Origin of the sequence: Streptomyces sp. NBC_00286 (assembly GCF_036173125.1) — a bacterium.
Classification (GTDB): domain Bacteria; phylum Actinomycetota; class Actinomycetes; order Streptomycetales; family Streptomycetaceae; genus Streptomyces.
On sequence record NZ_CP108054.1, the window covers coordinates 2,131,591 to 2,148,484 of the forward strand.

Genomic DNA, 16,894 nt, shown 5'->3' on the forward strand with positions numbered 1-16,894 from the left:
TCCGCGCCCTCCATGCCCTCCGCCCTGCGCGCCTGGCGGGCCGCCCGGGTCACCCCGCTCGGCGAGCTGCACACCCCGCCCCGTATGACCGCCGCCCTGGTGCGACTGGCCGTCCAGGTGGTGCTGGTCGCCTCGCTGTGGCGCGGCCTGTACGCGGCGACCGGCACCACCGCCGGGCTCGACCGCGAGCAGGCCGTCACGTACGCCGTGCTCGCTGTACTGGCCACGCGCGTACGGGAGTTGGACCAGTACTCGGGACGCGACACGGTCCTCCAGCACATGCACTTCGGCACCATCGTGTACTGGTATCTGCGCCCGCTGCCGCCGCAGCGCTACTACGCCCTGCGAGCCCTGGGCGAGCAGATCTACGGCTTCGCGTGGGCCATCGTCGGTTACGCGGTGTGCGTGGCCGCCGGAGTCGTACAGCAGCCCAAGTCGGCTGCCGTGGCAGGGGTGTTCATGGTGAGCCTGCTGCTGGGCCAGTGGGTTCTGTACTACATCATGCTCGCCATCGACCAGCTGTGCTTCTTCACGCTCCGCAACGGCGCCGCGATGCTGATCCTGATCTTCGCGCAGAACCTGCTGTCCGGGGTGTACGCGCCGCTGTGGTTCTTCCCGGACTGGTTCATCACGCTCAGCGGCTTCCTGCCGTTCCAGGCGACGTTGAGCGTGCCGCTGTCGCTGTACGTGGGCCGGATCGAACTGTCCGACGCCGGGGCACAGTTGGCGATCCAGGCCGCCTGGGTGGTGGTCCTCGCGCTGCTCACCCGGCTGGTGTGGCGGCGGGCCGCCCGGCGCGTGATCTCCCAGGGAGGCTGACCGTGTCCTCGCAGAAGACCATGCCCTCGACGGAGCCCATGTCGTCGCCGAAGCCCTGGTTCTCGCTGAAGCCCTGGCGGACCGTGTGGCGGATCACGAAGCTCAACTTCCGTTCGCAGCTGGAGTATCGCTCCGAATTCCTGATGATGATCGCGATCGGTGCGATCTGGCAGGTGTCGGTGATCGTGTTCGCGACGGTGCTGCTGACCCGGTTCGCCGGGATGGGCGGCTGGGAGAGCGCGGACGTCCTGCTGATCGCGGCGATCCGGATGCTGGCCCACGGCCTGTTCGTCCTCTTCCTCGGCCGGGTGCACGGTCTGAGCCGGCACATCCAGGAGGGCGTGATCGACACGTACCTCGTCCGCCCGATGCCGGTCTACCGCCAGCTCCAGCTGCAGTACTTCCCCACGAACGCGATCGGCGACCTGACGGTGGCGGCAGGCCTGATGGTGGGCGCGCTGACCCGCAGCGAACTGGACTGGACGGCGGGCCGGATCACATACCTCATCATCTGCGTACTAGGCGGAATGCTCCTCGAGGCAGCCCTCTTCACGGTGGTGGCCTGCGCCGCCCTCCGCTTCCCGGCCGCCGACTACTGGAGCCGCTGGCTGGAGGAACTGCTCGGCACCTTCGGCAGCTATCCGCTGAACGTCCTGCCGAAGGCAGTGGGCGGCTTCCTGACGTTCGCGCTGCCGCTGGCGTTCGTGGCGTACTTCCCCGCGGCCGTACTGACCGGGCACGGGCACGACACCGGGGTGCCGTACTGGCTGGCGGCGGCTTCGCCGCTGCTGGGGGCGGTGGCGTACCTGGGCACGAGGTTGCTGTGGAGGTGGAGTCTGCGGCACTACACAGGGGTGAACGGGTGAAGGCGGCCACGACGTCATCGCCCTCGTCCCCGACCCCGTCCTCCTCAGACTTACGAGCCCGTCTCTCGGTCTGCCTGGTCTTCGTGATCCTGGGTGCCACCCAGGGCGGCTGGATGGCGCGCATCCCGGCGATCCGCGGTGCGGTCGGCGTGGACGTGTCCGAGTGGGGGCTGTTGAGCAGTACGTCCGCCGCCGGGGACCTCGTCGCGATCGTATTGATCACCGCGCTGATCGGACGGGTGAGCACCCGCCTGCTGGGCCTCTCGGCAGCCGCCCTCATCCTGCTCAACGCGCCGCTGCTGGCGGGGGCGTCGACCGTCCCCGCCCTGGTGACCGGGCTGACGCTCTGGGGTGTCGCGGCGACCTTCCTGGCCACACCCGTGAACGCGCTGGCAGTCGCCGTCGAACGCCGCTACGGCAGGCCCCTGCTCTCGAGCTTCCACGCCACCTACAGCTGCGGGGTGCTGGCCGGCGGCGCCCTCGGCACGCTCGCCGCGGCCACCGGGGTGTCGCCGGGCGTGCAGATGGCGGTGAGCAGCGGCATCCTCGGGACGCTGCTGCTCGTGACCGCCGGCTGGCTGCCGGACGAGGAGATCCGCAAGGAACGCCGCCGGTCCGTACGGCAGCGCTTCACTCCCCAGCTGATCCTGCTCGCCTCCATCGCGTTCCTGGCGTCCTTCGTCGAGGGCGCGGCGTCCCAGTGGAGCTCGGTCTACACGGCCGATTACCTGGGCGAGGGCTCGGCGCTCGGCGCGGCGACGTACACGTGCTTCTCCGTGGCGATCCTGGTGCAACGCCTGCTGGGCGACCGCTTCGTGACCCGCCTTGGCCAACGCACGTTCGTACGACTCTCGCTGCTGACGGTCGCCCTGGGTACGGCCCTCGTCCTCGCCCACCCCAGCCTGCCGCTCGCTCTGGCCGGCTTCACCGTCGTAGGTCTGGGCATCGCCTGCGTCCTCCCGGCGGCGATCACCCTGGCCGGCCGCCAGCCCGGAGTCCCGCCCGGCGAGGGCGTCTCCGTCATCGCCATCGGCCAGTGGCCCGGCTTCCTCCTCGCCGGCCCGGCCGTGGGCCTCCTCGCGGGCGCGGCCGACCTACGACTGGCACTGGTGACGCTGATCGTGTCGGCGCTGGGGGCGGCGGTGCTGGCGGGGTGGGTACGGGAGTGACGGCGCCTTCGGGTTGACGACGGTGTCAGCGTCCCTGGACTCCGAGTTGCCTCGCGGCGGCATCGACGGTCTGCTCCAGCAGAACGGCGATGGTCATCGGCCCGACGCCGCCGGGAACCGGGGTGATCAGGCGGGCACGGGTGCGGGCGGTGTCGAAGTCCACGTCGCCGGTGTTGCCGGGGTTGTACCCGGCGTCGATCACCACCGCGCCGGGTTTGATGTCCTCTCCGCGGATCAGCCGGGGCCGCCCCACGGCCGCGATCACGATGTCCGCTTCCCGGACGACCGCGGACAGGTCCGCGGTGCGGGAGTGGCAGTACGTCACCGTGGCGTCCTCGGCGAGCAGAAGCATCCCGATCGGCTTGCCGAGGATCGCGCTGCGGCCGACGACGACGGCGTGCCGGCCCGTGGGGTCGACGTCGTACTCGTCCAGCAGCCGCATGATCCCGCCGGGCGTGCACGATACGAAGCCGGGCAGCCCGAAGCTCATCGCACTGAAGGAGTGCATCGTGACGCCGTCGACGTCCTTCTCCGGGGCGATGGCCTCGAACGCCGCGCGCTCGTCGATGTGCTCACCGGCCGGGTGCTGAAGCAGGATGCCGTGCACCCCGGGGTCCTGGGACAGGGCGGCGAGCGTGTCGACGAGCTCGGCGGTCGTGGTGGTGGCGGGCAGACCGACATGGCGGGAGGTGATGCCGGCCTTCGCGCACCGGGCCCGCTTCATACGGACGTACGTTACGGATGCCGGGTCCTCGCCCACCAGCACCGTCGCCAGGCATGGCGCCACGTTGGTGCGCTGTGAGATCTGCGCCGCGCGGGCGGCGGTCTCCTCGATGATGCGCCGGGCGAGGCCGGTGCCGTTCATGAGCTGGGCCGTCTGTGTCGGGGACATGGCCGCCTCCCAGGCGTAGTTGACCACTCGCCCAGGCGCACGGCATCGACCGATTCGTCAGACCGCTCCCCGGTGGTGCTCCACCTCAGCGCCAGTCACGGCCCATGTCGCACTGTAGTGGACTTGAACGGCCCCGGGAATGACGAAGATCCCGCATCCCCGGGGGAGTGCTGTGTCGCAAAGCGAGAGCACTTCCTCCAACGGTGTTCACGTACTGCTCGTTTGAGCGTCTGAAGGGCATCTTCCCCGTGACTGTTCACGCTTTTCACGGATAGGGGTGTGGGCCGGCGATCCCACGGGGCGTGCCAGAGAGGAAGTCGGTGCTGTCCGCCCACTGATCCACGCTGCCGATCAGTGGGCGAGAGCGCAGCTCCGGGTCGGTAACCGTGTCACTCAGGGCCTGGGCGAAGCGTTCGGCGTGGAGGACCAGGAATGGGCGGCTGTGGTAGCGGCGGCTGGTGGGGTCGATCGGGGCGGTGAGACCGGAGGCGTTCTGGAGGGTGGCGACCTTCTCGTACGCGTCACAGAGGTGCCGTTCTCGGTCCGCGTACTGCTTCGCGGCGAGAGCGCCGCGCAGGGACGGGGTGAGGTCGGCGGTCAGCGGCAGGCGGGCGAAGGCACTGCCTAGCCATTTGCTGTACGGGGCGTACGTCCGCGACAGAAGCAGGCACAGCCGCATCAGGTCGCGGACCAAGCGCCCGGCGACCACCGCCGAGCCGAGGTCGTCCCCGACCTCCGCACAACGGCCGACGAACGCCTCCTCTTGTGACAGCCGTTGCCACTGGCAGGCCAGCAGGTAACGCCACACCTGGTCGGGATACCAGGCGAGGCGCCGCCGTACGGCGTCAAGCGTGCCGAGTCCGTCGTGGAAGACGGCTCCCGCGGTCACCTCGAGGAGCCGCTGCTGGGGCATGGAAAGCCAGTCCTGCACGGTCAGTTCGGGGGTGGCGAGCGCGTCCACCCCGAGCTGCGCCACGAGCCACGGCCCGAGCCCGTCCACGGACACCCGGTGGTCGACGAGCCCGTCGACCAGCTCCATGTGGCCCGACACCGGATCCAGCGCATCGTCGTCCCAACGGCGGAAGTGCGTGGGCCAGCCGCGCACCTCCTTGGGCAGGCGCTCGGCCAGCAGCCGGTGGATGCGCTCCCCGTGCTCGGCGATGTCCTCGTCCGACAGGAACAGGTTCAGCCGCGGCCCCCACTCATGGTCCGCCGACCGCGCCGTGTCGAAGCCGAGCACCTCGGAACCCGAGCCGATCCGGGCGGCCGTGTAACGCAGCCCCGGGTACTCCTCGGCGAGGATCGGCCGCACGGCCTCCTCGTACAGGATCCAGGAGAGTTCGAGGCCGGGGAGGAACGCGGCGCTGGGTGGAGTGGGAAGTGGTGTCGGCATACGGCCACTCTGCCGGGACCAGGCTTCCGCCCACCACTGGATTACGTGGGGGCCGGCGATTGGAAGGCTTGGGACACGCGACCACCGCCCGCCCACGCCGTGACCAGGGACTTCACCAACTGCCGTTGCCCCAAAGCTTCCAATCCCCACACCGCTGGGAAACCGGACCGGAGCCAGCGCCGGCGGCTACGCCACAGGGAGGGGCACCTCTGCCCACACCGTCTTGCCCGGACCGTCCGAGTGGAGATCCACGTCCCACCGAGCCGCCAGCCCCGCGACCAGCAACAGCCCCCGCCCGCCCTCGGTTTCGCCGCCCGGCACCCCCAGCACCGGCAGCCGATCCCCACGCTGGTCGGACACCTCGATACGGAGCACCCGCTCGTCCTCCGTCAGTCGTACGCGGAAGTCCCGGCCGGGCACCCGCCCGTGACGCAGTACCGGTAGGCCACTGGCGAGGTTTCCGCTGTGCGGGTCCTTTTCCAGTGGCCCCCGGCCCGAACCCGCCGTGCACCTTTTGGTGCAGCGGGCTCTCCAGTGACTACTGCGTGCTGTTCACCCGGGTTACGTATGGATGCTTCCGTGACAAGGCGGGCAGACCACGAGGGTTCTGCGCCGTTTCTTGAGCATCAGTTGCGCCCATGCGGGCTGTTCTCCTGCGCTGCTTAGCTCGGCGAGGGAGCGAACTTGGTGTACTTGCACTTCAGTTCGGCTCTCGCAGAGTTCACACCGTCCGCGTTGGAGCCGGTCGATCAGCTGGCTGCCGCGCGGGCGGCTGCGCGGGGTGAACAAGGTGGACGGGAGGTCGTCGAGGACGGCCGTCCGTTTCCGGGTGAGGGGAATACCACCGAACCGTGCGATCAGTGGTTTCCTGCCCTCGCGTTCGATCCTGGCCTCGAAGCACCTGCGTGGCCCCTGGGGTGTCCTGATGGTTGTTTTGTAGCGGTTGGCCATCGTGGTCACCCGCGACCGGTGCCGGGCGGCCAGGGTCTTGAGCATGGAGGTCAGCATGACCCCCTTGAGCCGGTCGAGTCTCCAGACGTCGCCGGCCAGCAGGTAGTACTGAACGATGCCCCGGTACTGAGCTCCGTAGAGGCTGACGATGTCGAAGGGTGTGCAACTCGTTAGCGGGAGCAGGTGTGTGGGTTTGCCACGGCTGAGGAACGGGGCGCATTTGGCCTTGATCACGTCTTTGGGCACACGGAGTTGGATCTTCCCGTTGATGGAGCGGAGACCGCGATTGACACGGCCGCCCCGGGAGATCTTTTCGTCTGCGTGCTGGACGGTGATCTCGTAGCCGAGGAAGCGGGCCGCCTGGGTGCGGCCATGGGTGATCAGTGTCTTGTCCTGGTTGAGTTCCAGCTTGAGGTCGTCGCGCAGGAATGTGGCCAGACGCTGCTTGATCGTCTCGGCTTCGGCCTTGGGTCCGATGAACCCGAGGAGGTGATCGTCTGCGTAACGGATATAGCGTAGCCGCCGGTAGCCGGGGTCATTTGGATCTCCGGCCGGATGGCGGCGTAACTCTTTTCGCCATTGGCGGACTTGAGCGGACTCGGTGTTCTCCTTCCTGTAGGCGAGCCGCTTCCGGGCAGCTCCGATCGCATTTTCCAGCTCCTTGTAGGCCGGGTTCTTGCGGCGGGTTGTTCCTCGGGTGTATTCCGGGATGAGAACTGTCTCGACGAATCTGTCCAGCCGGTCCATGTAGATGTTGGACAGGAGCGGGGACAGCACACCGCCTTGCGGAGATCCCGACAGGGTGGCGTGCCATCTCCAGTCCTCCAGGTATCCCGCCTTCAGCATCTGTTGGATGAGGCGGAGGAACCGGTTGTCGTGGATCTTCTCCGACAGAATGGCCAGCAGGACCTCATGGTCGAGCGAGCCGAAGCAGTCGGAGATGTCTCCTTCAACAAACCAGGTTGTCCCGGTCCAGTTGTGTGTCACCTCGGACAGTGCCGTGTGACAGCCCCGGCCGGGACGGAAACCGTGGGAGCGGCCGGAGAAACGCGGCTCGTAATACGCTTCAAGAAGAAGGCGAATCACTTCACCGACGAGTTTGTCCGACCAGGACGGCAGACCGAGTGGGCGTGTCTTTCCGTTGGATTTCGGAATGTGGACGCGCCGCACCGGGCGGAAGCGGTAGCGCTCGTGGCGCATGGCTTCGATGATGCGTCCGATCTTGGCTTCGGACATGCCGTCTGCGGTTTCCCCGCAGGCACCGGGCGTCATCGCGCCGTGGTTGGCGTAGATGCGCCCGTATGCCAGCAGATACAGGTTCGGATTGAACATCTGCCGATACAGTTCATCGCACGGCAGACTCTGCCTGCCGCGTTCACGCAGGACATCAAGCACCGTTACGGCGTTCTGCATTACGCATACCTCCCAGCATCGTGATGTCCGATCACCTGGCCCCCTTCGCCCTGCGGACGGCTTTCCCGTCCTCCTTGGCAGATCGTTACTCCTGCGACTACTACGAGGCCTCCGTCACCATGGGGCTCACGCCCTTTAGGTGATCCCATGTTCGTCTCTGTTGTACGTATCTAGCGCGACTTAGGCGCCCCACTCATCTCCTTGAATTCCCTCACTGGGAATCAGTCCGCGCCCCGAAGGTTGTGGTGGATACGCAGCTACTCCACCACAGGAGGCGGCATCGGTGTCAGGTATGTTTCCGATGGATGCCAGCCCTTTCATCCCTTGGAGATTGGGGTTCAGGCAGTACAGCTTTCGCCATATCGCGCGGGTCCCTCAGCGCATCACTTCCATACCTGAACGTGATCGTTGATTTTCTGGCATGCTGCTGTCCCCTTCGCCTTTCGGACCCGGGTAAGCCATCAGACCCAGAAACCTCCCTTCAGTTCCTCCCGGTTGAACCGGGGATACAACAGAGCGCCTCATGGCGCACCCGCGTTCGCGGCTAGTTCGGCCGCGATGGACGTGACGGTGTCGTTGGTCTCGCCGCCGTACGGGTAGCCCCACTCGTCCAGCCGGTGCGCGACGAGACGCCGGGCGAGGCGTGCTCCTCGTCGCGTCGAGCTCAGTTGCTGCACGAACGTGCGTACGGTGACCGGGACTTGAGGAAGGGCTTGGTTCGTCATGCGTCCACGGTGGCGGCGCACGGCCGCGGTCACCAGCCTTGCTACCCGTACGCAACGTCAGCGTACGAGTACGCAGGGTGGACAGGACGCTTAACTGACCGTAACCATGGGTGACTTCGCGCGGTTGCGCACACAACACCACCCAGGAGTACGCGATCCATGACCACCGGCAGCAACACCGAACCCGAGCCCTCCGAAAGCCTCCAGACCTTCGGCGCGGTCCTGCAAGGCTTTCGCGAGCACGCGGGACTCACCCAGGAGGAACTTGCCCGGAAGATGAAGTTCTCCGTGCACTTCCTCGCCTCCGTCGAGCAGGGCAGACGCCTGCCTCCGGACGACTTCGTGGAGGCCGCCGAGCAGGCCCTCAACGCGCACGGGATCCTCCGGAAGGCGGCCCGCAAGATCGGACGGCAGCCGGGGCTCGCGGCCTGGTTCCGGAAGTGGGCGGGGCTGGAGGAGACCGCCATCAGTCTCTACACGTATGAATGCCGGTTGATTCCGGGCCTGTTGCAGACGGAGGCTTACGCGCGGACGCTCTTCGAGAACAGGCTTCCGCTGTTCACCGACGAGGAGATCGAGGACCGGCTGACCGCCCGCCGGGATCGGCAACGGATGCTGCGGGAGCGGCAGAACACGGCCTTCAGCTTCATCCTTGATGAGCACTTGTTCCGGCGCGGAACGGAAGGGACGGAGGCCGCTGGCGAACTCATCGACAACGTCGCGGAGCTGGGTTCGCTGCGGAACGTAGAGATCCAGATCATGCCGCTGGCGCGGGACGTACACGCCGGGATGGACGGCCCCCTGCAGTTGCTCGAGACCCCGCAGAACCAGTGGTACGGGTACCTCGAAGGCCAGGAGACCGGCCAGCTCATCTCCGACCGGAAAACGATCAGCGTGCTCCAGATGCGGTATGCGAAACTGCGCTCGCAGGCCCTCACCCCCGAGGACTCAGCGAGCCTGCTGAAGCAACTGCGAGGAGCGCGATGAGCACCGACAAATTGGCGTGGTTCAAGAGCAGCTACAGCAGCGGCTCCAGTGGCGACTGCCTCGAAGTCGCCCTGGACTGGCGCAAGTCCAGCTACAGCGGGGACTCCAGCGGCGACTGCCTCGAGGTAGCCGCCGACTGGCGCAAGTCCAGCCACAGCAGCGGTGGAGACGGCGACTGCATAGAGATCGCCACCCGCCCCACCACCATCCACGTCCGCGACTCCAAGAACACCAAGGGCCCCCAACTCACCCTCTCCCCCACCACCTGGACGAAGTTCGTCACGTACGCGGCCCACAGCTGACAAGTCGCGTCAGCGCAGAGGCTGGGAGCTCGTCGAGGCCGCAACGTAGGCCAACCCGTCGTACTCGTTCCCTCGTCGTGGTGAGGCCCGGTTGGGATGGGGAGCCCAAGTTCCAGACGCCCAAGGGGAATTCTGCGGTTCCGTGGCACGAATCGGCGACAGGCGGGGCGCGATGTGGAGGGTCGCAGTGAAGCATTCTGCGTGGCGTGCTTCGCGGGGGAGCACTGTCGGCCGGGACCCCTCGGCCCCTGCCGACCGCGCCCCGGGCGACCCATGCCCCCGGAGCGCCCTGCGGTGCAATAGCTCTACGGAATCCGGCGAAGCGTCAGGTGCTGCAGGGCTCTTCTTGCTCGTTCCCGGAGCCGGCCCGGATGTCGGCACGTGCGGCAAGAGTGCTGTTGATGCGGCCCAGTTCCCAGAGCAGATAGACGCTGGCTCCGGCGAATGCGACCCATTCGCCCCAATAGAGGATGCGAGTCGCGAGGTACAGCAGGCCGACCAGGACGATGAATTTAACGAGGATTTCGGGCGTCCGGTCGCGTTCGACGATGATCCGCTGTCCGCGACCGTGGATCCACTGCAGGCGTGAACTCATGAGTATCCCCTCGGGCTCAGGGTAGGCAGTATGCCGCTTGCCGCTCCGCAAGTGCTACGGGGCGAGGCCATCCGCCCCGCCCCCCCGTACCGATGACCACGCCTCAGTGATCCGCGCAGCAAGGCGTAGGGTCCGGTACCTCGAACGGGACCAGGACTCCGCCCGCGGCCGGCATCGCGGTCAGGACGAGTTCCCCGTCCCGCCATTCCGGACGTACGTGATCCCTCGTCACGATCCGCTGTTCGGGCGCGGGTTCGCCGGACCCGCCCAGCACCGCGACCCGGTCGATCGCCGAGCCCGCCACCAGCTCCGCGACCGTTACCGCCCCGGTCAGCCCCGCGACCCCGGGGTACACGACGGCGCGGCCCGCAGCGTCAGGAACGCCCACCGTCACCTCGTACCCCTTCGCCGACAGCCCCCGCCGCGCCTCCTCCGACGCGCCCGTGAACGACAGCACAACCCGCGGCCGCTCCCCCCGCACCAGATGCGTGCAGCCGAACACGCCCTCCGGGAGGGCGAGTTCGGCGGTCAGCGACTGGAGCAGGTGGTCCGCCTCGCGTAGCGTCGTCGCCTCGGTGTCGATCCAGAAGGAGGCGCCAGGCTGCTGCTGCCCCGGCGTCGTCACGACGGCAGGACCCACACGGGGTTCGAGTAGAACCACAGGTCCATCCACGGGTCCGCGTCACCCACGACGTCGATCGCCGGGCCCGCCGGGTCAACCGCCTTGCCCATCAAGCCCGTTGCCGAACGGTTGCCGTCAGTCCCGCGCAGGCGGACGTACAACGGCCGGTCCACGCGGCCGAGTTCGTACGTGAGCTTGACCCTGCCGGAGGACTTCCCGACCTCGTACGACTTGACGACCTTCGCGGTCGGCGCGGTGAAGGTGTCCTTGTCCTTCGCGGCACCCGTGACGTCGCCCTGGATGACGTCGACTCGGGCCAACTCGGGGACATAACCAGCCCAGTTGGCGCCGCCCGCGAGCGCGACCTCGACGGTCAGAGTGACGCGCGTGCCCTTCCTGACCTGCAACGCGCCGCCCAGCGTGGCCCAACGGCCGCCGCCCGAGACCCGCACGTCCAGGCCGCTGATGAGCTGGCCGTGGTCGACCCAGACACGGCCGGCGCGGATGCCGTCCATGACGGCGGCGTAGGTGAAGCCGTCGGCGCCGACGTGGGTGCGGCTGTACTGGCCGGGCCAGTAGTCGCCTTCGGTGAGGTCGATCTTGCCGCTGTAGACGGGGTCGGCGTGCTTGCCGTTGGCGGTGTACTCGCTGTCGGGGCCGCCGCGCTTGGCGGTGTCCGTGTAGACGTTGTGGGAGTCGGAGTTGGCGGTGATCCACCAGGGCTTGCCCTCGGCGAGGAGGCTGTCCCACAGGCCGCCGACCGTGGCGGTCATCCAGTCGAAGCCGCCCCAGGTGCGGTAGCTCTCCAGGGGGTAACCGGCGAAGGAGTTGGCGCCGGGGCTGCCGTCGTACAGTCCGCGGGCGCGGCCCATGCCGACGGACTTCTCGATGCCGGCGGCCTGGTGGCCGGGGGCGCCCTCCATGCCGACCGCGATCTGGTGGCGCCGGGACGTGGCGTCGCGCCAGGCGCGTATCTCGTGCGGGGAGTCGATGCCCTTGCGCGCCGGGTGGTTGGCGAGCATCAGGATGTCCTTGACCTTGCGTCGCTGGACCTGCTCCGCAAGGAAGTTGAGGCCCGCGATGGCGAGGGCCTCGTTGGCGGGCGTGGAGTCCGTCGCCTTCTTCACGCCGCCGTCGTAGTCGGTCTCGAACTGCTTGAGGACGGAGACCTCGTTCCTGCCGGGGTGGACGAAGACGGTGCCGTGCTCGGCGGCCGGGATGTTCCACTCCAGGCCCTGGAAGACGAGGGTGTCCTCGTACGCGTCGCGGGCCTCGCGGATGTCCGGGTTGACCTTCTCCACACCGATCTTGGCGTGCGTCTCGTTGCCGTGGTCGGTGATGACCATCCAGTCCAGGCCGTGTTTGGCGCCCTGGCGGACCTGGTCCACGACGCGGTACTTGCCGTCGTTGCTGTACTGGGTGTGGATGTGGTGGTCGCCGGCCAGCCAGAGGAAGCCCTTGCGCTTCCGGCCGCTGGGGGCGGCCTGCCTGGCATCGGTGACCTGTGCGGCGGCCGTCCCGCCGAGCACTCCGGCCGCCGTCAGGCCCGCGCCGAGCAGGCCCGCGCGCCGCAGCATGGAGCGGCGTGAGTGCTGTTCGGGGGTCAGGGCCTCGTCGGGTACGGAGGTGTCGAAGGCGGCCGGGAGTTCGGACCCTTGGTGGTCGTGCTCGTGGTGGTGATGCCCATGTCCGTGCCCATGTCCATGCGCGTGCCCGTGCCCGTGACCCATGTCGGCCTGCCTTCTGTGCCTTCTTCGCCTTCGCGCTGTCGGTATGACCGCGCGGGTGCGAGACTCTGCGCGAAACATGAACAATGCTCAACCACACCGTGATTCGCAGGTGACTTGGTCGCATCAACTCGTTCCACGTTTCACAATTTTCACAGCGTTCTCCCAACGGCCCCTGTACAGCACCCGAGTTGACCTCGAACCTGAGCACCGTTCAGCTCCCACTTCCGTTCCTCCGTCCCCAGGAGACAACCCCCCATGAGAAGGCTCATCGGAACGTTTGTGGCGGGCGCGCTGACCCTGACCGGTCTCGCCACCACCGCCACGGCAAGTGCTCCCGCCGCGTCCACGGGATCCGCGGCGGCCGCCGCCGCCCCCTCGTCGGGCACCTTCAACGTCCTCGCATACAACGTCGCGGGCCTCCCGGAGGGCCTGAGTTCCGGCAAACCGGCGAAGAACACCCCGCTGATCTCCCCACGACTCGGGGCGTACGACATCGTCAATGTGCAGGAGGACTTCAACTACCACGCGGCGCTGTACGCGGGCGACGACCATCCGCACCGCACCGCGACCAGCGGCGGCGTCCCGTTCGGCGACGGCCTCAACACCCTCTCGGACTACTGGTTCGATGACTTCCAGCGGGTGAAGTGGAACAAGTGCACCGGCACCAACTGCCTGACCCCGAAGGGCTTTTCACTGGCCCGGGTCCGGCTCGCGGAGGGTGTCTTCGTCGACGTGTACAACGTGCACACCAACGCCGACTCCGACGACGCCGCCCTCGCGGCCCGCCGCGCCAACATCAGCCAGCTCTCCGACTTCATCAAGGCGAACTCGGCGGGCAACGCGGTCATCGTCATGGGCGACACCAACACCCGCTACACGCGCGCGGGCGACAACATCCGCACGCTCGTGAACGAGAACGGCCTGAGCGACCCCTGGGTCGACCTGGTCCGCGGCGGCAACGCCCCCGCCCCGGGCAGCGAAGCGCTCGTCTGCCCCCAGACCGCGCCGACGAACGACTGCGAGGTGGTGGACAAGATCCTCTACCGCGGCAGCGACCTGGTGGACCTCGACGCCACCCGCTACAACAACGACTGGTCCAAGTTCCTGGACGAGGCCGGCGGCAACCTCTCCGACCACTTCCCGCACACGGTCGACTTCTCCTGGAAACTGCCCTCGAACCTCCGCGCCAGCGACACCTTCGGCGGCCCGCACGGCACCGCCTTCAACGACGCGGACGACCTCCCGGCCACGCCCGCACCCCGCACGCTCACCCTGCGCGGCGCCTCCCGCCTGGACGCCGTAACCCTGAACCACGACGGCGGTACGACCCTCACCCACGGCGGTACGGGCGGCACGGCCACGTCCCTCACCCTGGGCGCCGACGAACACCTCACCTCGGTGAAGCTCACCAGCGGCCAGCGGAACGGCCACACGCGCATCTTCTCGGCGGCCTTCACCACGGACAAGTCCCGTACGGTGTCGGCCGGTTCACCCACCTCGAACACCGTGACGTACACGGCCCCCGCCGGCTGGCAGATCGTCGGCTTCACGGGCCGCGCGGGCTCGGAGATCGACAAGCTGGGGGTGCTGTACGCGCCTATCCGCTGACGGCAGCGGTTCATGTGCGTGCCTCCGCCCGGCCCTTTCCTACGTTCCGTCCGGGCGGAGGCCACCTCCCAATCACCCCCCCGTCACCCTCCAGCGACGTCGGCTTCGGCTTCGGCGAGCAGCCGGCGATAGAAGGGGCCGAGGCCGCTGGGGATGGTCAGGAACCGGAACACCTCCTCGGCCGGCAGGAGACGCCGGTGGGCCATCTCGTATTGCGGCTCCCACGCGTCCAGCCTCACCTCCGCCCGCCACATCGACCGGACCAGCACCAGTCCTTCCTGCGGACCGCGCACGCAGACACCCCGGCTGAACCCGAGGAGCCGGCATTCCCTCACCTCCGCGCAAGCTTCCTCACGAACCTCGCGGCGCATCGTGTCGACCCACTGCTCCCGCCCCTCAGGACGACCGGCGGGCAGACCCCACTGCTCTCCGTCCCGACTGACCACGACAATCCGGTCACCAGGTACGCCGCACACCGCCTCCGCGCCGTGCGGCGTGCCCGGTGGTGGATCAGGCGGCGGATACCACGCGACGTGCCATTCCTGACCGTTGATGAACGCGGTGAGGTCGACTCCATCCGCGGCGATCTCGTCCATGTGGTCCATGTGGCTCATGGTGGTAAAACCTAGGACCCCTAGGTTCTTTCTGCCGGAGGTGACGTCCCATGGCCCGAGCCGGGCTCACGACCGCCCGCGTGGTCGAGGCCGCCGCCGAGCTCGCGGACGCGGTCGGGTTCGAGAACGTCACCGTCACGGCGCTGGCGCGGCGGTTCGGCGTGAAGGACGCAAGTCTGTACTCGCACGTCAAGAACGTACGTGAGCTGCACACGCGGCTCGCGTTGCTGGCCGGCGGCGAGATGATCGGCCGGATCGAGCTCGCCGTGGCCGGGCGGGCCGGGAAGGACGCGCTGGTCGCGTTCGCCGACGCCTACCGGGAGTACGCGCTGGAGCACCCCGGACGGTACGCGGCCACGCAGATCCGGGTCGACCCGGCCGTGGCCGCCGAGTCCGAAGTACTGCGACGGACCGCCGAGGTGACGTACGGAATGCTGCGCGGCTACGGGCTGTCGGAGCCCGATCTCACGGACTCCGTACGCCTGTTGCGCAGCACCTTCCACGGTTACTGCAGCCTCGAGGCCGGCGGCGGCTTCAGCGCCCCACGCGACGTACAGGCGTCCTGGGAGCGCGCCCTGGACGCCCTGCACGTACTCCTGGAGCACTGGCCCAAGGAGGACCGGAAGGACGATCAGGAGGCGGCCCCGGAGGAGAGGAAGTCTTCCTGAGGCCACCGGGTATCACCTGGGTATCACCGATGCGTACCGATGCGTCACCGATGGAGAGGCTGCCTCCGGTCCCAACACCAGGCGTCCCTCTGACCACTTAGACTGGAAGCTTCGCCATGACCCACATGTGCCGCCCCTGGGGAGGGAGCGCGCCTTGACTCAACAGCAGCTGGGACGGGGGCCGTTGAGAACGGATCCCGAGCCGCCCGTGCCGCACGGCCCCCGGCCACCCCGTTTCGTACGGTGGCTGGGCGGCTTCGGCTGTGCGGCCGCCGGTTACGCGGTGTTCCAGGCGCTGTTCGGCCTGCTGCCGGACAGCATCGAGGGGCAGGCCGCGCGGTATGCGATCGCGGGGGTCGCCGGACTCGGTACGGCGCTGTCGGCCTGGCTGGCGGCGGAGCTGCTGCGGGCCCGGTCGGAGCGCAACGCGTCTGCGGGGAATGGGCAGTTCGGCGCGGGATCGGCGTCGCTGTCCGGGCCGGGGCCCCTCCCTCAGCTGTTCTCGTCGGCGTACGACACGCTCACCGGGCAGCTCTGCGTCGTCGAAGATCCGAAGTGTGGGCGGCTCACCGGCTGGCCCCACTCGCTCGGCGAGAGCGCGGGCCGGCCGACGCCGGTCGGTACGGCGTACGGGCTGCACATCGCGCTCGATCTCGGCGTGCCCGACGGGCGGTTGAGCACCGGCGACCTGGTCGAGACGCTGTGGCGGCTGCGCCTGCCGGACGGCGGCTGGTCGGCGCGCTCGCAGGGGACGGTGGCCCGGCCTGAGGTGACGGCGCTGGTACTGGGCGCCATGGCACGGGCCGGTGTGGACCCGGACCGGGTGGCCGCGGAGGTGGCGCGCTGCGAGTCCGGCTTCACTCCCGAACTCGACCGTGCCGGGCGCGAGTTGACGCATGTCGTGACGACCGTGCTGCGCGGCCTGCTACGCGCCGCACCCCGCTCGGACGTACTGCCGCTGCTCCGGGAGGCCCTCGTCGACGGCGCCATCACGGACCCGCGCCGCCAGCACCGCCGCTGCTGGAGCTACCGCCTGGCGCCCCGGCACGGCCCGCCATCCGCGCTGCACACCTCGCAGGCCGTGGTCGCCCTGGACCGCGCGGCCCGGGTCCTGGGCGAGAGCGCCAACGCCCGCGCCGCCCGCGAGGACGGCATCCGCTGGCTGCTGGCCTGCCCGGACGCCCCGCACCACGAGTGCCTCGACCTGACCAGCCTGCGCGAGGAGGTGCGTCGCCCGCGCCCCGACGACCCGTCCCGCCACGAGGTCCTGAACGTACGGCACTTCACCGCCTCCTGGGTCGTCCGCGCCCTGCTCACTCCGGGCGCCCGCGACATCGCGCGCGAGGACGGCATGGAGGCGGAGTGGCGCGAGCGGCTGGACGGCGCGGCCACCGCCGTATGGGCGGCACAGACGGACGGCATCTGGACCTGGCCCCGCGAGGACACCACCAGTGAGCTGCGCCGTCCGATGTGGATGACCTATCAGGGGCTTTCGGCGCTGCGCGCTCATGCCGTATGGATGTACCAGCCGCATGACTGA

At 68.6% G+C, this 16,894-nt stretch carries 17 protein-coding genes and 1 riboswitch; of the genes, 8 read left to right on the forward strand and 9 right to left on the reverse strand.

All coding sequences use genetic code 11. The features are described 5' to 3' along the window. Positions 1-12 precede the first annotated feature (12 nt). From OHT21_RS09650 to OHT21_RS09660, 3 genes are all read left to right on the forward strand, one after another. Positions 13-819 (forward strand): ABC transporter permease, encoded by an 807-nt coding sequence (locus OHT21_RS09650; protein WP_328774025.1) that lies wholly within the window; start codon positions 13-15, stop codon positions 817-819. Positions 820-857: 38 nt separating this feature from the next. Next, complete coding sequence (locus OHT21_RS09655) at positions 858-1,685, forward strand: ABC transporter permease (RefSeq protein ID WP_328774026.1); 828 nt, start codon at positions 858-860, stop codon at positions 1,683-1,685. 83 nt (positions 1,686-1,768) lie between these two features. Next, positions 1,769-2,854, forward strand: coding sequence for an MFS transporter (locus tag OHT21_RS09660; RefSeq protein WP_328767842.1), 1,086 nt, complete (start codon positions 1,769-1,771; stop codon positions 2,852-2,854). 25 nt (positions 2,855-2,879) lie between these two features. Here the strand turns inward: OHT21_RS09660 and OHT21_RS09665 are convergent, their stop codons facing one another. From OHT21_RS09665 to OHT21_RS09685, 5 genes are all read right to left on the reverse strand, one after another. Continuing rightward, the gene (locus OHT21_RS09665; protein WP_328767843.1) at positions 2,880-3,746 is read right to left on the reverse strand and encodes a bifunctional 5,10-methylenetetrahydrofolate dehydrogenase/5,10-methenyltetrahydrofolate cyclohydrolase; all 867 of its coding nucleotides are present in this window, start codon (positions 3,744-3,746) and stop codon (positions 2,880-2,882) included. Between the two features lie 22 nt (positions 3,747-3,768). Beyond that, positions 3,769-3,855, reverse strand: a riboswitch (ZMP/ZTP riboswitch). Between the two features lie 156 nt (positions 3,856-4,011). Continuing rightward, complete coding sequence (locus OHT21_RS09670) at positions 4,012-5,139, reverse strand: DUF4037 domain-containing protein (RefSeq protein WP_328767844.1); 1,128 nt, start codon at positions 5,137-5,139, stop codon at positions 4,012-4,014. A 186-nt stretch (positions 5,140-5,325) separates the two neighbouring features. Beyond that, positions 5,326-5,559 (reverse strand): ATP-binding protein, encoded by a 234-nt coding sequence (locus tag OHT21_RS09675; RefSeq protein ID WP_328767845.1) that lies wholly within the window; start codon positions 5,557-5,559, stop codon positions 5,326-5,328. Between the two features lie 141 nt (positions 5,560-5,700). Further along, a complete protein-coding gene (locus OHT21_RS09680) occupies positions 5,701-7,503 on the reverse strand; it encodes a reverse transcriptase domain-containing protein (RefSeq protein WP_328767846.1) in 1,803 nt (600 codons plus the stop codon). A gap of 521 nt (positions 7,504-8,024) precedes the next feature. After that, positions 8,025-8,228 carry a hypothetical protein gene (locus OHT21_RS09685; RefSeq protein ID WP_328767847.1) on the reverse strand — a complete coding sequence of 68 codons (204 nt, stop codon included), beginning with the start codon at positions 8,226-8,228 and terminating at the stop codon, positions 8,025-8,027. 159 nt (positions 8,229-8,387) lie between these two features. Between OHT21_RS09685 and OHT21_RS09690 the strand changes: the two genes are divergently transcribed. Together OHT21_RS09690 and OHT21_RS09695 are read left to right on the forward strand one after the other, a co-directional pair. Further along, the gene (locus tag OHT21_RS09690) at positions 8,388-9,215 is read left to right on the forward strand and encodes a helix-turn-helix domain-containing protein (protein WP_328767848.1); all 828 of its coding nucleotides are present in this window, start codon (positions 8,388-8,390) and stop codon (positions 9,213-9,215) included. Further along, the gene (locus OHT21_RS09695) at positions 9,212-9,517 is read left to right on the forward strand and encodes a DUF397 domain-containing protein (protein WP_328767849.1); all 306 of its coding nucleotides are present in this window, start codon (positions 9,212-9,214) and stop codon (positions 9,515-9,517) included. Before OHT21_RS09690 ends, OHT21_RS09695 begins: the two co-directional genes overlap by 4 nt. 325 nt (positions 9,518-9,842) lie before the next feature. On the opposite strand, the gene OHT21_RS09700 is transcribed toward OHT21_RS09695, so the two are convergent. The 3 genes from OHT21_RS09700 to OHT21_RS09710 form a co-directional block, all read right to left on the reverse strand. After that, positions 9,843-10,112: a hypothetical protein gene (locus OHT21_RS09700; RefSeq protein WP_328767850.1), complete on the reverse strand. Its 270-nt coding sequence runs from the start codon at positions 10,110-10,112 to the stop codon at positions 9,843-9,845. A 103-nt stretch (positions 10,113-10,215) separates the two neighbouring features. Continuing rightward, positions 10,216-10,737, reverse strand: coding sequence for a hypothetical protein (locus OHT21_RS09705; protein WP_328767851.1), 522 nt, complete (start codon positions 10,735-10,737; stop codon positions 10,216-10,218). Continuing rightward, on the reverse strand, positions 10,734-12,464 hold the full coding sequence (locus OHT21_RS09710; RefSeq protein ID WP_328767852.1) for a PHP domain-containing protein: 1,731 nt from the start codon (positions 12,462-12,464) through the stop codon (positions 10,734-10,736). Before OHT21_RS09710 ends, OHT21_RS09705 begins: the two co-directional genes overlap by 4 nt. Positions 12,465-12,719: 255 nt before the next feature. Between OHT21_RS09710 and OHT21_RS09715 the strand changes: the two genes are divergently transcribed. Then, positions 12,720-14,072 (forward strand): jacalin-like lectin, encoded by a 1,353-nt coding sequence (locus tag OHT21_RS09715; RefSeq protein ID WP_328767853.1) that lies wholly within the window; start codon positions 12,720-12,722, stop codon positions 14,070-14,072. An 83-nt stretch (positions 14,073-14,155) separates the two neighbouring features. Here OHT21_RS09715 and OHT21_RS09720 read toward each other — a convergent pair whose 3' ends face one another. Then, entirely contained in the window at positions 14,156-14,668 is a 513-nt protein-coding gene (locus OHT21_RS09720) for an NUDIX hydrolase (protein ID WP_328767854.1), read from the reverse strand. A 68-nt stretch (positions 14,669-14,736) separates the two neighbouring features. On the opposite strand from OHT21_RS09720, the gene OHT21_RS09725 reads away from it, so the two are divergent. Both OHT21_RS09725 and OHT21_RS09730 read left to right on the forward strand, forming a co-directional pair. Beyond that, positions 14,737-15,354, forward strand: a complete 618-nt coding sequence (locus OHT21_RS09725; protein ID WP_328767855.1) for a TetR/AcrR family transcriptional regulator — start codon at positions 14,737-14,739, stop codon at positions 15,352-15,354. A gap of 154 nt (positions 15,355-15,508) precedes the next feature. Next, positions 15,509-16,894 (forward strand): hypothetical protein, encoded by a 1,386-nt coding sequence (locus tag OHT21_RS09730; protein ID WP_328767856.1) that lies wholly within the window; start codon positions 15,509-15,511, stop codon positions 16,892-16,894.